25 protein-coding genes are annotated in these 23,887 nt (G+C 39.5%); 19 read left to right on the top strand and 6 right to left on the bottom strand.

Annotated elements, in window-relative coordinates:
• Positions 1–41: 41 nt before the first annotated feature.
• The 11 genes from pepB to ACLKML_RS09125 all read left to right on the top strand — a co-directional run bounded on the left by pepB (position 42) and on the right by ACLKML_RS09125 (position 11,522).
• Positions 42–1,334 carry an aminopeptidase PepB gene (gene pepB, locus ACLKML_RS09175; protein WP_413285085.1) on the top strand — a complete coding sequence of 431 codons (1,293 nt, stop codon included), beginning with the start codon at positions 42–44 and terminating at the stop codon, positions 1,332–1,334.
• Between the two features lie 148 nt (positions 1,335–1,482).
• The gene (gene ndk / locus ACLKML_RS09170) at positions 1,483–1,917 is read left to right on the top strand and encodes a nucleoside-diphosphate kinase (protein ID WP_413285084.1); all 435 of its coding nucleotides are present in this window, start codon (positions 1,483–1,485) and stop codon (positions 1,915–1,917) included.
• A 177-nt stretch (positions 1,918–2,094) separates the two neighbouring features.
• Positions 2,095–3,213 carry a bifunctional tRNA (adenosine(37)-C2)-methyltransferase TrmG/ribosomal RNA large subunit methyltransferase RlmN gene (locus tag ACLKML_RS09165; RefSeq protein ID WP_413285083.1) on the top strand — a complete coding sequence of 373 codons (1,119 nt, stop codon included), beginning with the start codon at positions 2,095–2,097 and terminating at the stop codon, positions 3,211–3,213.
• Positions 3,214–3,272: 59 nt separating this feature from the next.
• Positions 3,273–4,004, top strand: coding sequence for a type IV pilus biogenesis/stability protein PilW (gene pilW / locus ACLKML_RS09160; protein WP_413285082.1), 732 nt, complete (start codon positions 3,273–3,275; stop codon positions 4,002–4,004).
• 13 nt (positions 4,005–4,017) lie between these two features.
• The gene (gene rodZ / locus ACLKML_RS09155) at positions 4,018–5,007 is read left to right on the top strand and encodes a cytoskeleton protein RodZ (RefSeq protein ID WP_413285081.1); all 990 of its coding nucleotides are present in this window, start codon (positions 4,018–4,020) and stop codon (positions 5,005–5,007) included.
• Position 5,008: 1 nt separating this feature from the next.
• On the top strand, positions 5,009–6,133 hold the full coding sequence (ispG, locus tag ACLKML_RS09150) for a flavodoxin-dependent (E)-4-hydroxy-3-methylbut-2-enyl-diphosphate synthase (protein WP_413285080.1): 1,125 nt from the start codon (positions 5,009–5,011) through the stop codon (positions 6,131–6,133).
• Positions 6,134–6,158: 25 nt separating this feature from the next.
• Positions 6,159–7,427 (top strand): histidine--tRNA ligase, encoded by a 1,269-nt coding sequence (gene hisS / locus ACLKML_RS09145; protein WP_413285079.1) that lies wholly within the window; start codon positions 6,159–6,161, stop codon positions 7,425–7,427.
• Between the two features lie 11 nt (positions 7,428–7,438).
• Positions 7,439–8,053, top strand: coding sequence for a YfgM family protein (locus ACLKML_RS09140; protein WP_413285078.1), 615 nt, complete (start codon positions 7,439–7,441; stop codon positions 8,051–8,053).
• 11 nt (positions 8,054–8,064) lie between these two features.
• Positions 8,065–9,222, top strand: coding sequence for an outer membrane protein assembly factor BamB (gene bamB / locus ACLKML_RS09135; protein ID WP_413285077.1), 1,158 nt, complete (start codon positions 8,065–8,067; stop codon positions 9,220–9,222).
• Positions 9,223–9,432: 210 nt separating this feature from the next.
• Positions 9,433–10,920 carry a ribosome biogenesis GTPase Der gene (gene der, locus ACLKML_RS09130; RefSeq protein ID WP_413285076.1) on the top strand — a complete coding sequence of 496 codons (1,488 nt, stop codon included), beginning with the start codon at positions 9,433–9,435 and terminating at the stop codon, positions 10,918–10,920.
• Between the two features lie 371 nt (positions 10,921–11,291).
• Positions 11,292–11,522 carry a zinc ribbon domain-containing protein gene (locus ACLKML_RS09125; RefSeq protein ID WP_413285075.1) on the top strand — a complete coding sequence of 77 codons (231 nt, stop codon included), beginning with the start codon at positions 11,292–11,294 and terminating at the stop codon, positions 11,520–11,522.
• 34 nt (positions 11,523–11,556) lie between these two features.
• On the opposite strand, the gene xseA is transcribed toward ACLKML_RS09125, so the two are convergent.
• A complete protein-coding gene (xseA, locus tag ACLKML_RS09120; protein WP_413285074.1) occupies positions 11,557–12,888 on the bottom strand; it encodes an exodeoxyribonuclease VII large subunit in 1,332 nt (443 codons plus the stop codon).
• A 231-nt stretch (positions 12,889–13,119) separates the two neighbouring features.
• Between xseA and guaB the strand changes: the two genes are divergently transcribed.
• From guaB to ACLKML_RS09105, 3 genes are all read left to right on the top strand, one after another.
• On the top strand, positions 13,120–14,583 hold the full coding sequence (gene guaB / locus ACLKML_RS09115; RefSeq protein ID WP_413285073.1) for an IMP dehydrogenase: 1,464 nt from the start codon (positions 13,120–13,122) through the stop codon (positions 14,581–14,583).
• A 106-nt stretch (positions 14,584–14,689) separates the two neighbouring features.
• A complete protein-coding gene (gene guaA, locus ACLKML_RS09110) occupies positions 14,690–16,267 on the top strand; it encodes a glutamine-hydrolyzing GMP synthase (protein ID WP_413285072.1) in 1,578 nt (525 codons plus the stop codon).
• A 192-nt stretch (positions 16,268–16,459) separates the two neighbouring features.
• The gene (locus tag ACLKML_RS09105) at positions 16,460–17,068 is read left to right on the top strand and encodes an acetate uptake transporter (protein WP_413285071.1); all 609 of its coding nucleotides are present in this window, start codon (positions 16,460–16,462) and stop codon (positions 17,066–17,068) included.
• Between the two features lie 73 nt (positions 17,069–17,141).
• Here ACLKML_RS09105 and nqrM read toward each other — a convergent pair whose 3' ends face one another.
• The 3 genes from nqrM to ACLKML_RS09090 are packed head-to-tail and all read right to left on the bottom strand — an operon-like array spanning position 17,142 to position 18,111.
• A complete protein-coding gene (gene nqrM / locus ACLKML_RS09100; RefSeq protein ID WP_413285070.1) occupies positions 17,142–17,339 on the bottom strand; it encodes a (Na+)-NQR maturation NqrM in 198 nt (65 codons plus the stop codon).
• A gap of 8 nt (positions 17,340–17,347) precedes the next feature.
• Positions 17,348–17,824 (bottom strand): NifB/NifX family molybdenum-iron cluster-binding protein, encoded by a 477-nt coding sequence (locus ACLKML_RS09095; protein ID WP_413285069.1) that lies wholly within the window; start codon positions 17,822–17,824, stop codon positions 17,348–17,350.
• Positions 17,821–18,111 carry a DUF134 domain-containing protein gene (locus ACLKML_RS09090; protein ID WP_413285068.1) on the bottom strand — a complete coding sequence of 97 codons (291 nt, stop codon included), beginning with the start codon at positions 18,109–18,111 and terminating at the stop codon, positions 17,821–17,823. Before ACLKML_RS09090 ends, ACLKML_RS09095 begins: the two co-directional genes overlap by 4 nt.
• A 142-nt stretch (positions 18,112–18,253) precedes the next feature.
• Here ACLKML_RS09090 and ACLKML_RS09085 point away from each other — a divergent pair, with 142 nt between their 5' ends.
• A complete protein-coding gene (locus tag ACLKML_RS09085) occupies positions 18,254–18,664 on the top strand; it encodes a PaaI family thioesterase (RefSeq protein WP_413285067.1) in 411 nt (136 codons plus the stop codon).
• A 128-nt stretch (positions 18,665–18,792) separates the two neighbouring features.
• The gene (locus tag ACLKML_RS09080; protein WP_413285066.1) at positions 18,793–19,707 is read left to right on the top strand and encodes a dienelactone hydrolase family protein; all 915 of its coding nucleotides are present in this window, start codon (positions 18,793–18,795) and stop codon (positions 19,705–19,707) included.
• A gap of 120 nt (positions 19,708–19,827) precedes the next feature.
• On the opposite strand, the gene ACLKML_RS09075 is transcribed toward ACLKML_RS09080, so the two are convergent.
• Positions 19,828–20,535, bottom strand: a complete 708-nt coding sequence (locus tag ACLKML_RS09075) for a DNA/RNA non-specific endonuclease (RefSeq protein ID WP_413285065.1) — start codon at positions 20,533–20,535, stop codon at positions 19,828–19,830.
• A gap of 429 nt (positions 20,536–20,964) precedes the next feature.
• On the opposite strand from ACLKML_RS09075, the gene ACLKML_RS09070 reads away from it, so the two are divergent.
• The 3 genes from ACLKML_RS09070 (at position 20,965) to ACLKML_RS09060 (ending at position 23,430) form a co-directional block, all read left to right on the top strand.
• Positions 20,965–22,047 carry an IS110 family transposase gene (locus ACLKML_RS09070; RefSeq protein WP_413282512.1) on the top strand — a complete coding sequence of 361 codons (1,083 nt, stop codon included), beginning with the start codon at positions 20,965–20,967 and terminating at the stop codon, positions 22,045–22,047.
• 189 nt (positions 22,048–22,236) lie between these two features.
• Positions 22,237–22,857, top strand: coding sequence for a hypothetical protein (locus ACLKML_RS09065; protein WP_413285064.1), 621 nt, complete (start codon positions 22,237–22,239; stop codon positions 22,855–22,857).
• Positions 22,858–22,959: 102 nt separating this feature from the next.
• On the top strand, positions 22,960–23,430 hold the full coding sequence (locus ACLKML_RS09060) for a GNAT family N-acetyltransferase (protein WP_413285063.1): 471 nt from the start codon (positions 22,960–22,962) through the stop codon (positions 23,428–23,430).
• Positions 23,431–23,540: 110 nt separating this feature from the next.
• Here the strand turns inward: ACLKML_RS09060 and ACLKML_RS09055 are convergent, their stop codons facing one another.
• Entirely contained in the window at positions 23,541–23,750 is a 210-nt protein-coding gene (locus ACLKML_RS09055; protein WP_413285062.1) for a hypothetical protein, read from the bottom strand.
• Positions 23,751–23,887: the final 137 nt, after the last annotated feature.

Below are 23,887 nucleotides of genomic sequence, written 5' to 3'. Positions count from 1 at the left end.
AAAGGCAAACAAAGCTGCAATAAGAAAAGCTAGGAGAAATTATGTCTACCCAGATGCAAGTTGAGATATCAAAACAACAAGCGGCCGCCCAATGGGGTGAAAAAGCGCTTGTATCATTTAATGAAAATAGCGCTTTTATTCATCTCGATGATTCACACGATGTTGGCGTTATTCAAAAAGCAGCAAGAAAGCTTGAAGGCAACGGTATTAGAGCAGTTGCATTGACAGGTGAAGGTTGGGGATTGGAAGAAATTTGGTCTTTTTATCAAGGGTTTCGTTCAGCAAAAAATAAAGCTGATATCGAATGGCCAGCGCTAGAGCAACAATCAGAAAATGAACTAGCCGCTCGAATCAAAACCACTGATTGGGTGCGTGATATTATTAACAAACCAGCAGAAGAGGTTGCCCCAAGACAACTCGCTTCTATGGCGGGTGAATTTATAAAATCTTTAGCGCCAGAACATGTCACTTACCGTATTGTCAAAGATAAAGATTTACTAACAGAAGGATGGACAGGCATCTTTGCTGTTGGTCGAGGTTCAGAAAGAACGTCGGCTATGCTACAACTCGATTACAACCCGACTGGCGATGAAAATGCACCGGTATTTGCTTGTTTGGTTGGTAAGGGCATTACGTTTGATTCTGGAGGCTATAGTCTAAAGCCATCTAACTTTATGACGTCAATGAAAGCCGACATGGGAGGCGCGGGTACTATCACTGGTGGATTAGGTTTAGCAATGCTTCGTGGTTTAAACAAGCGCGTTAAATTGATTCTCTGTTGTGCTGAGAATATGGTGTCAGGTCGTGCTTTAAAATTAGGTGATATTGTTACTTATAAAAATGGTACCACCGTTGAGATAATGAATACCGATGCGGAAGGACGTTTAGTTTTAGCCGATGGTCTTATCTATGCTAGCGAACAGCAACCAGAAGTGATTATTGATTGTGCCACGTTAACTGGTGCAGCCAAAAATGCATTAGGTAATGATTTTCATGCACTGTTGTCATTCGATGATGAACTAGCAGAAAAAGCGTTAATTAGCGCTAAGCAAGAAAAAGAAGGCTTATGGCCACTGCCTTTAGCAGATTTTCATAGAACGATGTTGCCATCTAATTTTGCTGACTTGTCAAATATCAGCAGTGGTGATTACTCTCCTGGAGCAAGCACAGCGGCGGCATTTTTATCTTATTTTGTGAAAGATCACAAAAAAGGATGGTTACACTTTGATTGCGCAGGCACATACCGTAAAACTGCTAGTGACAAATGGTCTGCAGGTGCAACCGGTATGGGGGTTCGTACTCTTGCTGGATTTCTTGTTGAACAAAGCAACTAATATAAAATAGTACGTCTCTATAAATAGCAAGTAACCTGAAATAAATATAAATAATAAGATAACTTATTATATTCAATATCACGTTATCCAGTAATCTGCATTGTCTCGCTATAAAGTGAGCAATGCACAAGTGAATAAAGGAATTTTTATGGCTCTAGAAAGAACATTCTCCATTGTTAAGCCTGATGCAGTGAAGCGTAATTTAATTGGTGAAATTTATAATCGTATCGAAAAAGCAGGATTAAATATCATCGCAGCCAAAATGCTCCATTTAACCGATGAACAAGCAAGCGGTTTTTACGCGGAACATGAAGGAAAAGAGTTCTTCTCTAGCTTAAAAGAATTCATGACTTCCGGCCCAGTAATGGTTCAAGTGTTAGAAGGTGAAAATGCTATAGAGCGTTATAGAGAGCTGATGGGGACGACTAATCCAGAAAATGCAGCCTGCGGAACCATCCGTAACGATTATGCGTTAAGTATGCGCTTTAACTCTGTTCATGGTTCAGATAGCCCTACATCCGCGGCTCGTGAAATTGAATTTTTCTTTCCAGAATCGGAAATTTGCCCTCGCAGTGAGCCATAGGGTATCACTTGTAATTCAAATTTAACTTGAAGTATTAAGAGGTATTGACTGTTCTGTATACTGACAATCAATACCTTACTTATCTAGTCACTATCTTCCCTTGTTGTACCTGATTAAACGCTGTACAATTCGCGCCCTTATTTATTTTGTTTACTCCCTATCTTGTTGAGAGGTCACATGACTACTGCAAAAGTCAATTTAATGGATTTTGATCGTAAAGGACTGCGTCGATATTTTGTCGAAGAACTTGGCGAAAAAGCCTTCAGAGCAGAGCAGGTGATGAAATGGATCTACCATTTTGGCATCGATGACTTTGAGCAAATGAACAATATAAATAAAAAGCTGCGTGAAAAACTACAGCGCGTAGCCGAAGTTCGAGCACCTGAAGTTGCTGAAGCACAACACTCTTCAGATGGCACTATAAAGTGGGCAATGCGTGTTGGCGACCAAGATGTTGAAACCGTTTATATCCCAGAAGATGACAGAGCAACACTGTGTGTCTCTTCACAAGTAGGTTGTGCATTAGAATGTAAGTTCTGCTCAACCGCCCAGCAAGGTTTTAATCGTAACTTAAAAGTATCTGAAATTATCGGTCAAATATGGAGAGCAGCAAGAGAAGTCGGCTTGCAAAAAGATACCGGACGACGTCCAATTACCAATGTGGTGATGATGGGGATGGGGGAGCCGTTATTGAATATGAAAAACTTAATACCTGCATTGGAAATAATGCTGGATGATTTAGGTTTTGGCCTTTCTAAGCGCCGAGTCACGGTTTCTACTTCTGGTGTTGTCTCTGGTCTTGATCAAATGACGGGTGTAATAGATGTTGCTTTAGCTATTTCCTTGCATGCTCCTACCGATGAACTTCGTAGCCAAATTATGCCAATCAATGATCGTTGGAGCATTGAAGATTTACTCGCTTCAGTTCACCGTTATATTGCCTCGTCAAATGCAAATAGAGGTAAGGTAACCATCGAATATGTTTTGCTAGATCATGTAAATGATGACATGCAACATGCAAGACAACTCGCAGAACTAATGAAAGGTACACCGTGTAAAATCAATTTGATTCCATTTAACCCTTATCCTGGGTCACCATACAAAAAACCAAGTAACTCACGTATTGACCGTTTTCAAAAAACGTTAATGGAGTATGAACATACCGTCACAGTACGTAAAACGCGTGGTGATGATATTGATGCAGCGTGTGGTCAGTTAGTTGGTGATGTGATAGATCGAACAAAAAGAACAAAACAAGCTCAGTTAGGGGAACCAATCTCGGTAAAATCAATCTGATAGCATTATAAGCTTTAATTAGATGTGACCCGTGCTGTTGTTTAAAGGGGGAACATCTATTGATTAATTGGATAGTAGTAACTTTTCTTGCCTGCATCGTGATGGGGTGTGTTACAGTTACTGAGCATGATTCGGTTAGTACGTTTGATAATATAAAAGCAGCAGACGCAAGAATTGTACTTGGATTGAGTTATTTAAATGCCGATAATAGGCAGAAAGCGAGAGAGAATCTTGAATTAGCTCTTAAATTCGCACCTAATTATTATCGTGCATTAAATTCAATTGCTTATTATTATCAATTGGTCGGTGAGGATGAACTTGCCGATAAAGCTTATAAACATGCAATGTGGGAGTCTCCAAATAACAGTGAATTGCTCAATAATTACGGTGCATTCTTATGTCGGCTAGGTCAATATGCACAAGCCGATGTGTTTTTTAATCGTGCGATTGAGCAACCATCAAACCATCAAATAGCTGATAGTTTGGAAAATGCAGCAATATGCTCTCTTAAAAGCGGTAATAGAGCAGATGCGGAATTTTATTTTAAACGTTGTTTGGATTATGACCCGGCGCGTTATTTTTCTCTAATTCAGTTATCCAAGTTGATGTTAGAAAGGGAAAAATACGATGAAACTAGGGTCAGACTAGTTGAATTTCACAAGAAGTTTGGTTTTCAATCAAGTAGCTTACACCTGCTTATTAAATTAGAAAATAAAGTAGGCAATAAAGAGCAAGCACAACAGTATGCTTTAGCACTTGAGTTAAATTATCCGAGCTCTACAAAAAATTAGATAAATATTACTGATGACTACTGAAAAAGACCTAAATGTAACTGAAGAGTTAACAGAAAACGTCCACACCGTACAAGCGGGTGATATGCTGCGCAACAAGCGTAAAGAGTTAGGCATTTCTCAACAAGAAATAGCTGATCGTTTACGACTAAGGTTATCGATTATTCAAAGTATCGATAACAATAATTATGAATTCGACCAAGTGGCGACTTTTACTCGTGGTTATCTACGCTCCTATGCAAGAGCCGTCTATTTGGATGAAAAAAAAGTACTCTCCTCATTAGATGGCTTCAAGGAAGCTCAGCATTCCGAGCAAAAGATGCAAAGCTTTTCTCGTCAAACTAAAAAAGCCAAGCATGATAGTCGAATAATGAAATTAACGTGGATTATTTTTGTTATTATTATCGGTATATCCTCTGTTTGGTGGTATCAGAATCAGCAAGATACTCTGACTGAAATGTCGCAAAGCGATGTCGGGGAAAGTACAGTGTCTAATATTGAAGAAAATACGCTTAGTCTAGATACCAGTATTAGTAACAACGAACCTGCTTCACCAGATCGCTCTCAATTTGAATCATTAACTCCTGTCCTTGAATCAGAAAATACCAGTGCTCAAGAGGAATCCTTTGTGACTACTCCGGAACAAAGTTCTCTTGAAGCCGAACAATCAGAGCTAAATATCGCTAATAATGAGCAAGTTAATTCAGTAGAAAGTGAAATAGTGATTACTGAAGAAAATTCTGCACCAGTAGAAAAACATGATAATGCACTATTTTTAGCATTTTCATCAGATTGCTGGGTGGAGATAAAAGACGTAGCAGGCAAAACGCTAGCAACGGGTGTAAAAAAAGCGGGTAGTACCATCAATTTAGCCGGCGAAGCACCTTACAAAATTATTTTAGGTGCGCCAGAAGGCGTATCGATGACATTTGAAAATGAATCCGTCGACCTTTCAGAGTATAATACAGGTCGAGTAGCAAAATTCACTTTACCTAGAAGCTAATATGCAACACGAATCTCCTATTAAACGTCGCTCATCGACAAGAATATACGTGGGCAACGTCCCAATTGGTGACGGTGCACCTATTGCTGTGCAGTCGATGACAAACACCCGAACAACTGATATCGAGGCGACTGTCGCTCAGATTAATGCGCTGAAAACGGTTGGCGCAGACATTGTTCGTGTCTCAGTACCAACTATGGAGGCTGCTGAAGCGTTTAAACAAATAAAACAGCAAGTCTCTATTCCTCTCGTCGCTGACATTCATTTCGATTATCGAATCGCTCTTAAAGTGGCCGAATACGGCGTCGATTGTTTACGCATTAATCCCGGTAATATTGGCAACGAAAATAGAATTCGTTCCGTGGTGGATTGCGCACGCGATAAGAATATACCCATCCGTATTGGTGTGAATGGCGGTTCACTTGAAAAAGATATTCAAGAGAAATACCGTGAGCCAACCCCTGAAGCATTAGTCGAATCGGCTATGCGTCACGTTGATATTCTCGATAGACTCAATTTTGATCAGTTTAAAGTGAGTGTAAAGGCATCAGATGTTTTTTTAGCGGTTGATTCCTATCGTTTACTCGCGAAGAAAATTGATCAGCCATTACACCTTGGTATTACAGAAGCCGGTGGAGCCAGAGCTGGTTCAGTTAAGTCAGCGGTTGGGTTAGGTTTACTACTTTCTGAAGGTATTGGTGATACGTTACGTATATCACTTGCCGCTGATCCAATAGAAGAAATCAAAGTTGGTTTCGACATTCTGAAATCTTTACGAATTCGTTCCAGAGGAATTAACTTTATTGCGTGTCCTACTTGCTCTAGACAAGAGTTCGACGTTATTGCAACGGTTAATGCCCTTGAACAAAGATTAGAAGATGTAACTACCGCAATGGATGTTTCTCTTATCGGTTGTGTGGTAAATGGGCCAGGAGAGGCCGAGGTTTCTCATTTAGGTTTAGCTGGTAGTTCAAGAAAAAGTGCTTTCTATGAAGATGGCAAACGAACCAAAGAACGTATAGACAACAATGATCTTATCGATAATTTAGAAGCGAAGATCCGCGCCAAAGCCTCTATTTTAGACGCAGATAAGCGTATTGATGTACAACATATTGAAAGCAATTAACCTCAACGATTTACGGTAAAAAACAGTGGCTAAAACAATTCAAGCAATTAGAGGTATGAACGATTGCCTCCCAACTGACTCACCACTTTGGCAAAAAGTAGAAGGGACAGTAAAACAAGTTATCAGTGCTTACGGTTATAACGAAGTACGAATGCCTATCGTTGAGCAAACACATCTGTTTAGTCGAGCGATTGGTGAAGTGACTGATGTGGTCGAAAAGGAGATGTATACCTTTGAAGACAGAAATGGTGACAGTTTAACCTTACGCCCAGAAGGAACGGCTGGTTGTGTCAGAGCCGGTATTGAAAACGGTTTACTATATAACCAAGAGCAACGCCTTTGGTATATGGGACCTATGTTTAGGCATGAGCGCCCGCAAAAAGGTCGTTATCGTCAATTTCATCAAGTAGGCGTTGAAGTATTTGGTCTTAACGGTCCCGATGTTGATGCTGAGTTGATCATGATGACAGCGCGTCTCTGGCGAGAGTTAGGTATTGCAGAGCATGTTAGATTAGAATTGAACTCAATTGGGTCACTTGATGCTAGAGCGAACTATCGCGATGCACTAGTTGCCTACCTACAACAGCACGAAGATGTGCTGGATGCCGACTGTAAACGTCGTATGTACACTAACCCATTGCGTGTTTTGGATACAAAAAATCCTGAAGTACAAGCCATATTAGGTGATGCACCTAAATTATCTTCATTCTTAGATGACGATTCGGTGCAACATTTTTCTGGCTTATGTGAACTTCTCGATGCTGCGGGAATCGAATACCAAGTTAATGAACGTTTAGTGCGAGGTTTAGATTACTATAACCGCACGGTGTTTGAATGGGTGACAGAGAGCCTAGGGTCTCAAGGTACCGTTTGTGGTGGTGGTCGCTATGACGGTCTAGTCGAACAATTAGGCGGAAAACCTACGCCTGGTGTGGGTTTTGCGATGGGATTAGAACGCCTTGTTCTGCTTATCGATACGTTAAATTTAACCGATGTACGCCGTAGTGTAGACGTCTACCTAGTAACCGCTGGTGAAGGTACCATGGTTGCCGGAATAAAATTAGCCGAACAGTTACGAGAAGTTGTACCTGGTTTACGCATTATGACTCACTTCGGTGGGGGTAATTTTAAGAAACAATTCAAGCGTGCAGATAAAGTTGGTGCTGCAATTGCGTTGGTGTTAGGTGAGAATGAAGTAGCAGAAAACACCGTAGTGGTAAAAAATCTCTCTGGTGGAGAGCAAATTACCGTTTCCCAGTCAGACGTCGCGTCTCAACTAAAAGATTTGGTTTAAGAGGATAAAAAGTGGAATTGTACGATAGTGAAGAAGATCAAGTTCTAGCCATTAAAGATTGGTGGAGAGACAACGGTAAAGCCGTCATATTAGGAGGCGTTCTCGGTCTTGGTGGGTTATTTGGCTGGCGCTTTTATCAAGATTCAGTCATTGACGCAAAAGAAGCTGCATCCAATGATTATGCTCAGGTTATCGAGCTTTTATCAACTGACGGTCAAGCTGCTACACAGCAAGCTGAGCAATTTATTCAATCGAACCCAGATACAGAATATGCTGTTCTAGCGGCGTTACAGTTAGCCAAAGTGCAAGTTGATGCTGGAGAATTCGATCCAGCGTTACAGCAATTACAATGGGCTAAAGCTAATACAAAAGATAACGTTATCGCACCTTTAATCAATTTCCGAATTGCTCGTATTCAGGCACAGAATGAACAGTTTGACGATGCTATTTCTACATTAGATACGTTAAATTCAAGTGCATGGGTAGGAAGAGTCGCTGAACTGAAAGGAGATATTCTTCTTACTAAAGGTGATAAAGAAGGCGCTTACAGTGCGTATACACAAGCACAACAAGCAAGTGACGCTAGCCAAGACATTCAATTTAAACTGGATGATCTTGCCAAATAAGGGCTGAAGCTATGAAGAAGATGCTTAGCCGAGTGGTGTTTAGTTCATTTATTCTTGCTGGCCTTGCAGCATGTTCTAGTGAAGAAGATACCGTCATAATGGCACCTGTTCCAGTGGTCACAAGCCAGTTCACACCGGCTAGTGATTGGTCTTCTAGCATTGGTAGTGGAGCAGGGCAATATTTCTCTAAATTACAACCAGTATTTGCTTACGATAAAATTTTTGTGGCAAGTCGTGATGGTGAAGTTAAAGCCCTTGATCCAAACAGTGGCAGCACCGTGTGGAAAATCGATCTGGAAAGTGATGTCATTGCCCGCCTGTCTGGTGGATTGACGGCTTCTTATGGTCAGCTTTTTATTGGCTCAGAAAACGGTGAAGTTATTGCACTCGATGAAGAAACGGGTGAAGTAAAATGGCGTCAAGAGGTAGTAGGGGAAGTGCTCTCGAAACCCACTACAGAAGATAATATGGTCCTTGTTCATACTAGTAGAGGTATGTTGGAAGCTTTAGATGCTGAAACTGGCGAACAAGTTTGGACAATCAGTACCGAAGTCCCGAATTTAACCTTAAGAGGGAGTAGTTCTCCGTCTACCGTTTCTGGTGGGGTTTTTTGGGGAACGGCAAATGGACGTTTGGCAGCCGCCATTGTTGCTAAAGGTCAGCTTATTTGGCAGCAGCCGATTGGAATACCGAAAGGCGCAACAGAGATAGATAGACTAGTCGATGTTGATTCTTCACCTATAATTCTAGGTGGTATGTTATATACCGTTGGATTTAATGGTCAGCTTGTTGCTATTGATTTAAGATCAGGATCCGCAACGTGGAAAAGAAACTACTCGTCATCTTTAGATATGGCGACGGATGGGGTTCGTCTATTTTTAGTGACTGAAAACGATCATATTGCCGCAGTTGATGCTCGCAGTGGCACAGAAATATGGACCAATAAGTTATTGGAAAACCGATTGCTTACTGCTCCAGCTATAATTAATGGCTATTTGGTTTTTGGTGACTCTGAAGGTTATTTACACTGGTTAGATCCAGACACAGGTGAGTTTATTTCTCAGCAATTAGTTGACGATAGTGGCTTTGCTGTTGGGCCGATTGAGGTAGAAGACGGTTACTTGATTACCACTCGTGACGGTAAAGTGAGCAAGTTAAAGATCGACTAGTTCTTAACTGAATTTATAAAAGTGTGATAGAATTCACAGTCGGCTCCTGACTTTGCGGTTAGGAGCCGTTTTGTTGAAGTAAATAGTGTATTTAATGAAATAGTTGTATGTATTTCCTTAAATATTTTTTGTTTTATTATGTGTAGTTATAGGTAAGTGATGAAATATTTACCTATAACTACATAATAAAATGTTTTTCTAGAGGTTGTTATGATTCCTGTTGTTGCTCTTGTTGGGCGTCCAAATGTAGGCAAGTCTACCTTGTTTAATCGATTAACACGCACAAGAGATGCGCTTGTTGCTGACTTTCCTGGGCTTACTCGGGATAGAAAGTATGGGCAAGCTAAACTTGGAGAGCATGAATTCATCGTTATTGATACCGGTGGTATTGACGGCACTGAAGAAGGTGTTGAAACCAAAATGGCAGAGCAATCTTTGGCAGCAATTGATGAAGCTGATGTGGTGCTATTTATGGTTGACGGTCGCGCAGGGTTAACGGTTTCAGATGAAGCTATTGCGCATCATCTACGAAAAATAGAAAAACCAGCTATGTTGGTTGTAAACAAAGTGGATGGAGTTGATGCAGACGCTGCTAGTGCAGAATTTTGGCAACTTGGTATGGAACATATGTATCAAATTGCCGCTTCACATGGGCGAGGCGTAACCAGCTTAATTGAGCTCGCATTAAATCCTTTTGCCGAAGCACTGCTAGAAACTCAAAAAGGTGAAATAGAAGATTTAACTGACGTTGTTGATGACGACGAAGAAAAACTTGAATATACCGAAGAAGAAGCAGAACAAGAATTTAAGCGTTTACAAGACCAACCAATAAAATTGGCTATTATAGGTCGTCCTAATGTCGGTAAGTCTACCTTAACTAATCGAATTTTAGGTGAAGAGCGGGTTGTCGTTTATGACATGCCAGGTACGACTCGTGATTCTATCTACATTCCTATGAAGCGTGATGAACGAGAGTATGTGTTAATCGACACGGCAGGTGTTCGTCGTCGTAAACGTATCAATGAAACAGTAGAAAAATTTTCTGTGGTTAAAACGTTAAAAGCAGTTGAAGATGCTAATGTTGTCTTGCTGATTATAGACGCACGTGAAAATATATCCGATCAAGATTTGAGTTTACTTGGTTTTGCTCTTAATGCTGGACGGTCAATTGTTATCGCAGTCAATAAATGGGATGGCCTTGACTCTGATATAAAAGAACATGTGAAAAAAGAGTTGGACCGCCGCTTAGGCTTTGTGGATTTTGCTCGTATTCACTTTATTTCGGCGCTACACGGCACTGGTGTTGGTCATCTGTTTGAATCCGTTCAAGAAGCGTATAAGTCAGCCACAACGCGAGTAGGTACATCGGTTTTAACCCGTGTTATGAAAATGGCAACAGATGATCACCAGCCACCTTTAGTTCGTGGCCGTCGAGTTAAGTTAAAATATGCCCATGCTGGTGGTTACAACCCACCTATCGTTGTAATTCATGGCAACCAAGTTAAAGAGTTACCAGATTCTTACAAACGTTATTTAATGAATTACTATCGTCGTTCATTAGAGATTATGGGGACACCAATTCGCATCCAGTTCCAAAATAGTGATAACCCGTTTGAAGGCAAAACAAATAAGATGACATTATCACAAGAACGCAAAAGAAGTCGCGTTGTTGGAATGATGAAAAATAGAAAGAGATAAGAAAAAGCGCCAAATAAGGCGCTTTTTTATTATCAAATATTGGTATTTTATTACTAAATATAAGCGGAACAATGCAAAATATTCTGTTTTATATTAAGTTACTGTTTAATGAATTTGGATTAGTCTTCTGAACCGATCTGGTTTTTAAAATGCTGAGATCTTGGTGTTTAAATGTTATGGTTCAGAATATTAAACTGCAGTAAATCCAAAAACAGGATATGTAACTTATGCTTTCGGGTTGTGTGTATATTTATGTTCTTAATTAGGTAGATCGCTGATCAAATTTGATTAAGCGGAAGATCAGGCGATGATCTTTAATCTGAGAGATTGAATTATCGAGCATTGTTATTTGTAGAATGGGAGTAAACAAGATGACTGTTAAAAATTCATGTCCAACATGTAATAGCGAATTGCAATGGGATGCTGGATCTTATCAATGCACAGAATGCAACATTACCTATAGTAAACTCGCATTCTGCCCTAGTTGTGAGGCTGAGTTGGAAAAATTACAAGCGTGTGGTTCAGTGAGTTATTTTTGTAATACTTGTAATGAAATGAAATCTAAGTCTGCGGTTCGAATCGAATTTCACCAACAAAATTAGTTTTCATTGTACTAATATCAAGTAAATTCGATACTCAATTAACGGTAGAAGTGATAGTTCCGTCTACAACTTGAGTAATCATTTGATCACCTTTTTTAATCGCTGAAGTATGGTTGATTATTTTTCCTGATGCATCTTTACTAATTGAATAACCACGTTTAAGCGTAGCAAGAGGGCTAACCGTATCTAGTTTTTCGGCATAAAGAGCCAAACTATGCTTAGAGATCATCATTTTTTTATTAATGGCATCAATAAGTTTTTGTTCGGCTTGAGCTAACGAGTGACGTTGCTTACTCAACTGAATATCCGGCGAATTCAGTTGTAATCGATAATTTAAGTTATCAACCTTATATCGTTTAGCGCTAACTTGCTGCTGAGTTATTTTTATCAATCGAGATTCAAGATCATCTAATCGCTGACTCTGTAGCTGCAGATGATAGTTAGGATGCTGTTTTTCTAGCCCATGTGTTAGCTGCTGTAATCGGTATTGTCGTTTAGACAATGCCGTTTCCATTGTGTGTATTAGGCGATTAGTCCGAGATAAAATCGCCTGTTGTTTATGACTTTGATCTCTACTAACTAATTCAGCCGCTGCGGAAGGGGTTGGCGCACGAACATCTGCAACAAAATCAGCAATGGTAACGTCAACCTCATGGCCTACCGCACTAATAATAGGAATGTGACTAGCGGCAATAGTTCGGGCTAGTACTTCGTGATTGAAGCACCAAAGATCTTCTAAAGAACCGCCGCCACGACCGACTATCAAGACGTCACATTCCTCTCTTGAATTCGCTCGTCCTATTGCTTGAGCGATTTCAAATGCAGAAGACTCACCTTGAACCGTAGTAGGATAAACAACAACGGGTAAATTTGGATCTCTACGTTTTAGTACATCAAGAATATCATATAGCGCGGCACCGGTTTTCGACGTAATGATACCGACGGTCTTCGGGTTCTCCGGTAATGGCTTTTTCAACGATTGTGCAAATAAGCCTTCCGCTGCCAGCTGCATTTTCAATTTTTCAAATTCTTGCTGTAGTCTACCATCACCCTCAGGCTGCATACTTTCGATGATTAGCTGATAATCACCACGAGGTTCATAAAGCGATAGACGAGCTTTAACTAATACTTGATTACCGTTGCAAGGTTTGAAGATTACGCGACGATTATTACCACGAAACATGGCACATTTTACTTGTGCTCTAGAATCTTTAAGGGTTAAGTACCAGTGCCCCGAAACGGGTGCCGAAAAATTAGAAATTTCACCAACCAACCAAACGATGCCCATTTCATTTTCCAGCAATAGCCGAACTTCTGCATTTAATCGGGAAACGGTGAAGATATTTTGGTTAGTTTGTAAAGGCAAAGTGATACCACAGAACGTGATTATGGAAATTAGCGCCAATATAATACATAGCAAGGGGGTTAATGCAAATAAAAAATGAAAAAATGTGTAGCGAAACGATTGCGTCCTGCGTATAATCCGTCTGCAATATCAATTTAGATACAAATTTGATTCATCCTTATTATGCGAAACGATAAGGGTGAATTTTTCGTTTTAACCTCGGTTTTTAAACCATAGTTGAGAGATATTGCAATGCTACGAATAGCAAAAGAAGCACTTACCTTTGACGATGTATTACTCGTTCCTGCACATTCAACAGTTCTTCCTAATACAGCGGACCTTCGCACTAAGTTAACTAAAAATATTTCGCTGAATATTCCAATGCTATCGGCATCTATGGATACCGTTACTGAAGCTCGGCTTGCTATAGCCTTAGCCCAAGAAGGCGGCATCGGTTTCATCCACAAAAATATGTCTATTGAAGCGCAAGCTGAACAAGTTCGTTTGGTTAAAATCTTTGAAGCAGGTGTGGTTTCTCACCCAGTTACAGTAAAACCAACCAATACCATCGCTGACGTCCTTGCTCTAACAGAAAAGAACGGCTTTGCAGGTTACCCAGTCGTAGCAGATAACAATGAATTAGTTGGTATTATTACTGGACGAGACATTCGCTTTGTTACTGATTTAACCAAAACAGTTGACCAAGTAATGACACCTAAAGCTCGTCTAGCAACGGTAAAAGAGGGCGCGTCTCCTGAAGAAGTTCAAGAGCAAATGCACAAAGCTCGGGTCGAAAAAGTATTAGTCGTAAATGATGCGTTTCAGTTAACCGGAATGATTACTGCTAAAGATTTTCACAAAGCAGAACGCAAACCGAATGCTTGTAAAGATGATAAAGGTCGTTTACGTGTCGGTGCAGCGATTGGTGCAGGGGCCGGTAATGAAGAACGCGTTGCTGCATTAGTTGAAGCTGGTGTAGATGTACTTCTTATTGATTCCTCTCATGGTCATTCAGAAGGAGTACTTGAGCGTATTCGTGAAACACGTGCTGCTCATCCAGACCTTGAAATTGTAGGTGGTAATGTTGCTACAGGCGCAGGTGCCAAAGCTCTTATCGACGCTGGTGTTAGTGCGGTTAAAGTAGGAATTGGCCCTGGTTCAATTTGTACTACCCGTATTGTTACTGGTGTAGGGGTTCCTCAGGTTACTGCTATTTCTGATGCGGTTGAAGTCGCCGATCAATATGGTATTCCAGTTATTGCTGATGGTGGTATTCGTTTTTCTGGTGATATTTGTAAAGCGATTGTTGCGGGCGCATCTTGTGTTATGGTTGGGTCGATGTTGGCAGGAACGGAAGAAGCGCCGGGCGAGATCATTCTTTATCAAGGTCGTTCATATAAATCCTATCGCGGCATGGGCTCATTAGGAGCGATGTCACAAGGTTCCTCTGACCGCTATTTCCAAACAGACAACGCTGCCGATAAATTGGTACCAGAAGGTATTGAAGGACGCATAGCTTATAAAGGCCGTTTAAAAGAGATAGTCCATCAACAAATGGGTGGATTGCGTTCAAGTATGGGCTTAACCGGTTCTGCAACGATTGAAGATATGCGTACCAAAGCTGAATTTGTTCGAATTTCTGGCGCAGGAATGAAAGAATCTCATGTTCATGATGTACAGATTACTAAAGAAGCACCAAATTACCGTTTAGGCTAATTTTTGCTGAATGATCAACAACAATATTGTGTTTTCAGCATATTGTTGTTGTGTGACAAATGATTTACCAATAAGTTATTACATTAACCTATTTTGAGAAGAGAAAATGACAAAAAACATTCATGATCAACGAATTTTGATCTTAGATTTTGGTTCTCAATATACACAGCTTATTGCTCGTCGTATCCGTGAAATTGGCGTTTACTGTGAGTTATGGAGTTGGGATGTGGATGAAGCGGATATCCGTGAGTTCGCTCCAAATGGTATTATTCTTTCTGGTGGTCCAGAAAGTGTAACAGAGGCAAACTCTCCAAGAGCGCCTCAGTATGTGTTTGAAGCTGGCGTACCAGTATTTGGTGTTTGCTACGGTATGCAAACCATGTCTGAGCAATTAGGTGGCAACGTTGCTGGTTCCGATGAGCGTGAGTTTGGTTATGCCCAAGTTAAAGTTATTGATGACTGCGAGCTATTCAAAAATATTGAAGATGCGATTGCGGAAGATGGCGCGCCATTATTAGACGTATGGATGAGCCACGGTGATAAAGTTGTCGCTATTCCGTCTGATTTTAGCAAAGTAGCAGAAACCGATACCTGCCCATTTGCTGCAATGGCAAACGAAGAGAAAAAGTTCTACGGTGTTCAGTTTCATCCAGAAGTCACTCACACTCGTCAAGGGTTACGTATGTTAGAGAATTTTGTTCTTAACATATGTGGCTGTGAAAAGCTTTGGACACCTCAATCTATTATCGATAATGCGGTTGCACAAATTAAGCAACAAGTTGGAGATGATGAAATCATCTTAGCATTATCCGGAGGAGTCGATTCTTCTGTTGTTGCTATGTTAGTTCAACGTGCTGTTGGTGATAAGTTAACATGTGTGTTTGTTGATAATGGTTTGCTACGCTTGGATGAAGGTCAGCAAGTTATGGACATGTTTGGTGATCATTTCGGATTAAATATCATCAAAATTGAAGCGGAAGAACGCTTCCTTAGCGCGTTAGCTGGTGAAGTTGACCCTGAGAAAAAACGCAAAATTATCGGTCACGAATTTATCAATGTATTTGATGAAGAATCGAAGAAATTGAAAAACGCGAAATGGCTAGCGCAAGGGACTATTTACCCTGATGTTATTGAATCTGCCGCTTCTAAAACTGGCAAAGCACATGTGATTAAATCGCATCATAACGTTGGTGGCCTTCCTGATGATATGGAAATGGGCCTAGTTGAACCATTACGTGAGTTGTTTAAAGATGAAGTACGTAAAATAGGTTTAGAACTTGGTCTTCCATACAACATGCTATACCGTCATCCTTTCCCTGGACCTGGTTTAGGTGTTCGTGTGCTTGGTGAAATTAAGAAAGAGTACTGTGATCTTTTGCGCCGTGCCGATGCTATCTTTATTGAAGAGCTTCATGAAGCGGATCTTTATCATAAAGTTTCTCAAGCCTTTACCGTTTTTCTTCCTGTACGCTCTGTTGGTGTTATGGGCGATGGACGTAAATACGACTGGGTGGTTTCGCTTCGAGCGGTTGAAACAATCGACTTTATGACCGCGCATTGGGCACATTTACCTTACGATTTCTTAGGTAAAGTATCTAACCGCATCATTAATGAAGTGGATGGTATATCTCGTGTTGTTTATGACATATCAGGTAAACCGCCAGCAACAATAGAGTGGGAATAAAACCGTAATTATTTCTAATTTATAGACTACCTTAAAGTCAGCATGAAGATGCTGGCTTTTTTTTATCAGAATAATTGACATTATTGGTTTTTAAGTCGAATAACAGTTGAACCTGAACAATATTTCATCTAACATGCGCCGACTTCAACTATTTGTAATTTTTTAAACTATTTTTGATAAGGTTAAGACCAAATGTCTACAAAATTAGCTAACCCAGCACCATTAGGTTTAATGGGCTTCGGTATGACAACTATTCTATTGAATATCCACAATGCAGGTTTTTTCCCAATTGATTCAATGATCCTTGCTATGGGTATTTTCTATGGTGGTCTTGGCCAAGTAATCGTTGGCATCATGTGCTTCAAACGTGGTGATACTTTTGGTACGACAGCATTCACTTCTTATGGCCTATTTTGGCTTACATTAGTGGGTTTGATTGTAATGCCTGAAATGGGTTTAACGGCTAGCCCAGAAGGATTTATGGGATGGTATCTAACATTATGGGCTATCTTCACTGGCTTTATGTTTGTTGGTTCACTTTGTTACCCTACTGCTAAGCAAGTAGTTTTTGGATCATTAACCATTCTATTTGCTCTACTTGCACTCCGTGATTTTACTGGTAGCCATTTTATTGGAACGATTGCTGGTTTCGAAGGTATTTTCGTTGGCGCTAGCGCTATTTACTTTGCTATGGCGCAAGTTCTTAATGCAGAGTTTGGTCGTGAAGTGATGCCGGTAGGAAAACCTCTAATCGGTCGAACTAAAGAAGAAGCACCTGTTGGTAAACAAGCGACAGCTTAATTCTAAGATTAAGAAATATAATGTATTTTAAAGGCTTTAGTTATTAACTAAAGCCTTTTTTATTGATGCTAGTCTATCTCTCACTTGGCTCAGAAATCTGATATAGCTTATGTTCGTCACATACCTCTTCACAGTCACAAACTTTTTCCACACCGACATTATTCAAACCGCCGCAACTTCCTTGTATCGTCTTTTTATTCAAAATAACGCCTATTGCCATCAACAAGATAACAATAAGAAATACACCAAAAGTAATAAATATAGTGGTCATTATCTCACCTAGCGTTTTTTGAGTGGAGAAAGTGATGAAATGGAGCCCATCAATGTATCTTTCTTCTCATGTTGACCACAGCATCCACCAGAATGACCAGAATGACCAGAATGACCAGAACACTTTCCTTTTTTCAAGTGATTCTGGGATGGACGACCAGAAGAAGCGCTGGTTAACTCAATCATCGGGCTGTTAAGCGCCATTGATATCGATGTTTTTTGCGTTAGCTTAAAAACACGAATCCCTGATTTTAGTAATTTCCCTAGAGCTCGTTCTCCAATATTTCGTACAATAATCGCATCAGTCTGCATTTCTTTAAGTCGTGATATTGTTGCCTTCTTTTCATGGCAAGAACATCCTGCTTCTGCTGCAGGGTTGTCTATATTTTTGATAAATTGGCTTTGTTCATTTAAAAACACAAACTGTTTCGCTTTCATAAAGTGGTTAGCGACGCAATCTCTGCTGTGTGGAATGGCGTAGATCATTGTTCAGACTCCTTATCATCAAGAACAAGTGCATTACCTTCTATTAGACCAGAAGCAACTTTAAATCTTGCTCGATTAATGATGTTGCCAAAAGTCTGCCTTGAAACTCCCATTTGGTCTGCTGCTTCTTGTTGACTCATGTTTTCGTAGTCAGCTAGTCGTATCGCTTCAAACTCTTCAGCTAGTATTTCAACCTTTTTTAAGTTTTTAAGTGGTATGCCATTGGGTTTAAAGCAGCTGTGTGCTGGTCGCCCACAAATGCGTCGGCATTTTTTGGGTCTGGCCATAATGTCTCCTTAACTGAGTTTCATGGTCACTATACTTTAATTATTGGCATATGCCAATAATGTTATGGTTAAAGTTTTTGGCATATGCTATAAATAACGGAAGGAATTACCTTTAATTAGACAGCAATAATGAAGACAGAAAATGAAAATTATCAAACCAGAAAGTCATCGCCATTGCATTGTATGTAGTGAGTCGAATTTGAATCCAATGTCATTGAAAATGCAGTTTATTCGTCATGAAAACACCCGGGTTTCAGCAGAAATAAAGCTGGGTGAGTCATATCAAGGATATGAAAATCAATTACATGGTGGAATTATTAGTACTTTAGTCGATGGCGCTATGACGCAATGTTTATTTGCGCAAAATATACAAGCTATGACGGCTGAATTAACGGTTAGATTTATTCGCCCTGTGCCTATAAATCAAACACTTCTGGTTGATGCTTCTATTCTTTCTGAACGTAGAGGTATGCAAAAATTAGTGAGCCATATTTATTGTAATGGCAATGAACTTGTTCGGGCTAATGCCAAATTTCTAACCGTCAAAATGTAAAGTAATGTAAATAATTCTCATTATAATATTAATTGTAAGCTAAAATTGTTAAAAAAATGATCCATCGGGTGTTAATTAACGTACTACAGTTAATTAAGTCAATATTCCATAAAGGGAGACAAGTGAGTATGGATACATTAAATGCAGTAAAAAATGATCAAACTGTTTCAAGACCAATACCTCAAGAAGCATTTGATTGGTATGACGAGTATGCACATGGCTTAATTGACCGTAGAGAGTTTATGTCTCGTCTTGGAGGATTAGTGGCACTTGGCTTTACTATGACAGTATTAACCAGCGCTTTGTTACCTAACTATGCAAATGCAGAACAAATTTCTTTTAATGATCCCTTGATCACTGGTTCATATGTTAACTTTTCTTCTCCTAAAGGACACGGCGATTGTCAAGGGTACCTTGTTGTACCTAAAGGGTTAGAAGGCACGGCTCCGGTAGTGCTGGTTATACATGAAAATCGTGGCCTTAACCCATATATTGAAGATGTAGCACGAAGATTAGCGGCGAAGGGCTTTATTGCTTTTGCTCCAGATGGCCTTTATCCATTAGGGGGTTATCCGGGTAATGATGATGCCGGTCGGGTCATGCAAAAAAGTATGGATAAAAGAAAACTGGAAGAAGATTTTATTGCCGCAGCACAATTTTTAAAGTCGCATGAGCTTAGCTCTGGTAAATTAGGTGCGGTTGGTTTTTGCTATGGTGGATATGTCGTTAACATGTTGGCTGCGACCATTCCTGAACAACTCGATGCTGGCGTGCCATTTTATGGCACTCCCGCGGCAGACACTATTCAAGAGAACGTAAAAGGTCCGTTATTACTGCAGTTTGCAGAACTCGACAAAAGAGTTAATGCTACTTGGCCGGAATATGAGAAAGTATTGAAGGCCAATAAAGCTGATTATATGGCTCATATCTACACTGGAGCCAATCATGGTTTCCATAATGATTCCACTGGTCGATATGTAGAAAAAGAAGCGGAGCTTGCGTGGGAAAGAACGTTAGCATTCTTTAATGAACATCTAGCGTAACGGTTTTATTGCATTAGTAAAATAGATACTGTTTAAGCCATCAGTTACACTGATGGCTTGATTTATCTAAAAACCATATATATTACAAAAAGTTAGCTATTTTATAAAGCCAGTGATACGTCAATCGCAACCCAAACGTTGTGCTGTTTTATTACTATCGATTAGCGTTTCTGGTAGCGCATATGGCAGCTTCTGTTTTAAATTACTCAACGTAGTTTTGGTCGAACAAAAATCGGTATCTTTAGGCGTATCTTGGGCCATAACGAACACTGCTGCCGCTCCTTCAGTTAAGTTTTTATTCGGTTTATAGACTATTTTATAGTAAGCAGACGGTACCTTATGAGGTTCATCGGCTGCTGGAAGAGTCATTGAATCATCAGAATAAATAGGACCACTTATCACAAATAATGAATCGCGAAACTGCACCTTTTCTCTCACTCTCGATTCTAGCTCTTGCCATGCATTTTGGTTTAGAAGGCTTGATTGCGGTGTTATATTGCTCAGGTAATTTAAGGTATACCAATACTTATTACCCGTAAAGCTAGCCAATGGAACTTGATGCCCTCTATCGGTTTTTAATTGCTTATAAGCGTTTTTGTAATCTTTTTCCTCTAGTCTTTCCTCTTCGGATAACAAAGGTTGATTGCTCCAATTTCGATTGGTGTGTGTCCCAAAATTCTGCACATCAACTTCATAGGCGACCCAATCTGCAAATTTAGTTGTAGGATTATGAGATAAAGCATACAGACGTTCAAATATCATACTATTACCATCAATTTGAATTTCTGGACAACCTACCGGACAGTGAGGACTTTCTATTTTCGTCATAGCATGCGCTTGAACGGCAGAGAAAGATAAAAGAGTTAAAAATAGTAAAGTGGTGGTATTCATTATAAAAATTAATTACTGAGTTAGATTATATTCATTAGTTTAGTGGTTATTCGTACGGTATCAATGGTAATTTTCACTCAGATAGTAATAATGTCACTGCTTTGTTTCACGGTGGCAATCATTCATTAATGGTTCATGCTTGAAACATGGTACCAACAATGTATTAGGCTTTCTGACCCTCACTCTGATCGACCAATTATGTGTCATTCCTTGGATCTGTCGATTGTCTAATATCATTGCTTGGTGAGGGCAACCTCGCCTATATTTGTGACTCAAGAAGGGCCTGCTAAATACCTCATTACTGTCATGTCCAAATGTTAGGTTCAGTGCTCTCGTCCATAACGAATGAAACAATGGAGAGAAGTCATGAATAAAATTAACAAAATAGATCGTGAATGTATTGTTGGGGGAGTCGATACTCACAAGGATATACATGTCGCTGCCGTTGTAAATGAGTTAAATCAAGTACTATCTACCGAAAGCTTTCCAACAACTAGGCATGGATATAAAAAAATGCTTATGTGGATGTCATCATTTGGCCGTGTTTCACGGATCGGAATTGAATGCTCAGGTACATATGGCCTTGGTTTACTACGATACATGCAAAGCAGTGGGATTGAAGTGTTAGAGGTTACCGCACCAGACAAATCTGACCGTCGTAAACGAGGAAAAGATGACTCATTAGATGCTGAAAATGCGGCACATGCTGCTTTTAGCAAATTGAGAACAGTTACACCAAAAACAAGAGATGGAATGGTAGAATCTCTTAGAGTCCTAAAAAGTTGTCGAAAAAGTGCGGTATCGGCTCGAACAGTAGCTTTACAAATGATAAGAACAAGTATTGTATCTGCTCCAGATGAGTTACGTGACACCCTTAGGCATATGACTCGAATGAGCTTAATCCGTACACTTGCATCTACCCGCCCTGACTTAACCAATTACAGAGACATTAGCACTGCGTATAGAATAACTTTAAAATCTCTTGCTCGAAGATATATCGAACTTCATGATGAGATTGCTGATTTAGATAAAATGATTGCAACAATTGTCGAAACATTAGCACCACAATTAATTGAACAAACGGCAGTGGGATATGAATCGGCGGCGCAGCTACTGATCACGTTAGGTGATAACCCAGAGAGACTGCGATCAGAATCGAGTTTTGCTGCTCTCTGTGGAGTTAGCCCTATTCCTGCTTCATCAGGTAAAACTAACCGACACCGATTGAATAGAGGTGGAGATAGAGCGGCAAACAGTGCACTTCATATAATTGCGATTGGCAGACTTCGTATCGAAAAGCGTTCACAAGAATATATTAAAAAGCGCGTAGGTGACGGGTTATCAAAAATGGAAGCGTTGCGATGCTTGAAAAGATATATTGCAAGAGAAATTTACTATCTTCTTAAAAAGAGAAATATGTTGATTAATGCAGTCCAAATTACTTCTTGACACTTAGAAGGGCATCTAAGGTAGTTATAGCTTGGTTGGTCAACCATAAGATAGACAGAACCTGTTGAATTGATGATATTGGCTACACTTATCACTTTTGCTCTAGTAGGTTGTTAACTTAACGTTGGTTATAAATGCTATGTTTACAAAGAGCGATACTTATAAAAAACAGATGGATGGAAAATAAGAATGAATTTTGACTGGATAGAATGGTTTGGCTATTTAGCCTCTTTAGTTGTGTTAGTTTCGTTGACGATGACGTCGATTATCAAGCTCAGAGTCATCAATTTTATAGGCTGCGTCTTATTTGCACTATTTGCATATTTTATAGATTCTTATCCAACTATGTTTATGAACATAGGGATCGCTGGAATTAATGTTTATTTTTTATGGAAAATAAAAACAACCAAAGAACAATTTACCTTAATTAGTGCAGTGGTTAATTCGGAATATTTTGATTACTTTATTTCTACTTATAAGAATGAAATTGAGCAACAAACATCATTAGAAAAATTAAAAATGGCAGATACTGCGTTTTATATGTTAAGAAATAACAATATTGCGGGTGTGCTAGTAGGAAATCTGAATACGGAAGGAGAATTGCTGGTTCTGGTTGATTATGTAACACCAGAGTATCGTGATTTTAAGTTGGCAGATTATTATTATCAATCGAACCCTGAAGTCATCAAAAATAGAGGGGTAAAAACCCTAAAAGCTCATGCAACTATAGCGAATCATGAAGAGTACTTACTTAAGGTTGGTTTTGAATTGATGGATGAACAAGAAAAAAGTTATATCAAGCATCTTTGATAAAATAATCACTTTAAAATTCAATTTATTAAGAGGATATTTATCAAATTATTGTTATGCTCAACAATAAATAACTTTTCTATTTAAGGGTAAATAGTACCTGTGATCACGATTGAAAAACTGAAATTAGAACATACAGAACAACTTGATGCACTTAGTGTTACCGAACAGCAATTGAAGTTTGTTGGCAGCTTAGAGGATATTCTAGCCAATGTTAATGGTTCGATTCATCCTCACGTGATCGTAGTTAAAGAAAGGGTAGTCGGTTTCTTTTTGATTGATACGGTTTACAGCGAACAATATCAGTTTGCTCAGCACGATAGTTTGGGCTTACGTGGCTATTTTATTGGGAAAAATTTTCAAGCAATGGGCTATGGAAGCGCTGCGATTTTGGCTTTAAGTCATTATCTCCCATCAACTTATCCAAACAAATCAGATGTGTATTTAACGGTTAATTGTAAAAATACAAACGCAAAAAACTGCTACCTTAAAGGCGGTTTCATAGAAAAAGAAGGCCTTTATTTAGAAGGTAGCGCTGGACCACAACACATTATGTGTCTAACATTTCCCTAATATTAATTTGGAACCCTCTCCTTAATGTCCTATTAATAGAGAGGAAAAAGATTAAAAGGCAAAAAAATGGGCTAGACAAATGCTAACCCACAGACTGACAAAGGGGAGGTCTAATGTTGCGTGTCGGTCTCAAAATAAGGTTTATACACATCCGCTAATGATTTAGGTTTGTTTTTATTCTTTGTGGTTTTTAGTGAAACTGGAGGGGCTTCTTGCGACTCTATTGCCTTGGCATGTTGTTTGGCCGCATGTTGAAAGTGTGAATTATTTTGAGCTTTTATTCGGGCTCGATTGACTCGATCGATGACATCCTTAAGCATAACCAGTACCTCACTTCCAAAGAAATTTAATACCTACTGACTTGTTATCAATAATACTTAGTGATCTATTATAAATATTTTGTGTTCGACGGAATCCTTGTGAACTGATATCTTTATTAGTTGATTGCCTACACATT

The organism is Vibrio sp. MA40-2, assembly GCF_047302445.1.
In the GTDB taxonomy this organism is placed as follows: Bacteria; Pseudomonadota; Gammaproteobacteria; order Enterobacterales; family Vibrionaceae; genus Vibrio.
This window is presented reverse-complemented; position numbering and strand designations above follow the sequence as displayed.

Coding starts and splice junctions, on each gene's coding strand:
- ACLKML_RS09095 (WP_413285069.1), bottom strand. CDS start 17,824: ATGATCTACGCCATTCCACACAGCAGAGATTGCGTCGCTAACCACTTT.
- bamB (WP_413285077.1), top strand. CDS start 8,065: ATGAAGAAGATGCTTAGCCGAGTGGTGTTTAGTTCATTTATTCTTGCT.
- der (WP_413285076.1), top strand. CDS start 9,433: ATGATTCCTGTTGTTGCTCTTGTTGGGCGTCCAAATGTAGGCAAGTCT.
- ACLKML_RS09055 (WP_413285062.1), bottom strand. CDS start 23,750: ATGCTTAAGGATGTCATCGATCGAGTCAATCGAGCCCGAATAAAAGCT.
- ACLKML_RS09125 (WP_413285075.1), top strand. CDS start 11,292: ATGACTGTTAAAAATTCATGTCCAACATGTAATAGCGAATTGCAATGG.
- ndk (WP_413285084.1), top strand. CDS start 1,483: ATGGCTCTAGAAAGAACATTCTCCATTGTTAAGCCTGATGCAGTGAAG.
- ispG (WP_413285080.1), top strand. CDS start 5,009: ATGCAACACGAATCTCCTATTAAACGTCGCTCATCGACAAGAATATAC.
- ACLKML_RS09070 (WP_413282512.1), top strand. CDS start 20,965: ATGAATAAAATTAACAAAATAGATCGTGAATGTATTGTTGGGGGAGTC.
- guaA (WP_413285072.1), top strand. CDS start 14,690: ATGACAAAAAACATTCATGATCAACGAATTTTGATCTTAGATTTTGGT.
- ACLKML_RS09165 (WP_413285083.1), top strand. CDS start 2,095: ATGACTACTGCAAAAGTCAATTTAATGGATTTTGATCGTAAAGGACTG.
- rodZ (WP_413285081.1), top strand. CDS start 4,018: ATGACTACTGAAAAAGACCTAAATGTAACTGAAGAGTTAACAGAAAAC.
- ACLKML_RS09105 (WP_413285071.1), top strand. CDS start 16,460: ATGTCTACAAAATTAGCTAACCCAGCACCATTAGGTTTAATGGGCTTC.
- nqrM (WP_413285070.1), bottom strand. CDS start 17,339: ATGACCACTATATTTATTACTTTTGGTGTATTTCTTATTGTTATCTTG.
- ACLKML_RS09065 (WP_413285064.1), top strand. CDS start 22,237: ATGAATTTTGACTGGATAGAATGGTTTGGCTATTTAGCCTCTTTAGTT.
- pepB (WP_413285085.1), top strand. CDS start 42: ATGTCTACCCAGATGCAAGTTGAGATATCAAAACAACAAGCGGCCGCC.
- ACLKML_RS09080 (WP_413285066.1), top strand. CDS start 18,793: ATGGATACATTAAATGCAGTAAAAAATGATCAAACTGTTTCAAGACCA.
- ACLKML_RS09085 (WP_413285067.1), top strand. CDS start 18,254: ATGAAAATTATCAAACCAGAAAGTCATCGCCATTGCATTGTATGTAGT.
- guaB (WP_413285073.1), top strand. CDS start 13,120: ATGCTACGAATAGCAAAAGAAGCACTTACCTTTGACGATGTATTACTC.
- ACLKML_RS09075 (WP_413285065.1), bottom strand. CDS start 20,535: ATGACGAAAATAGAAAGTCCTCACTGTCCGGTAGGTTGTCCAGAAATT.
- ACLKML_RS09090 (WP_413285068.1), bottom strand. CDS start 18,111: ATGGCCAGACCCAAAAAATGCCGACGCATTTGTGGGCGACCAGCACAC.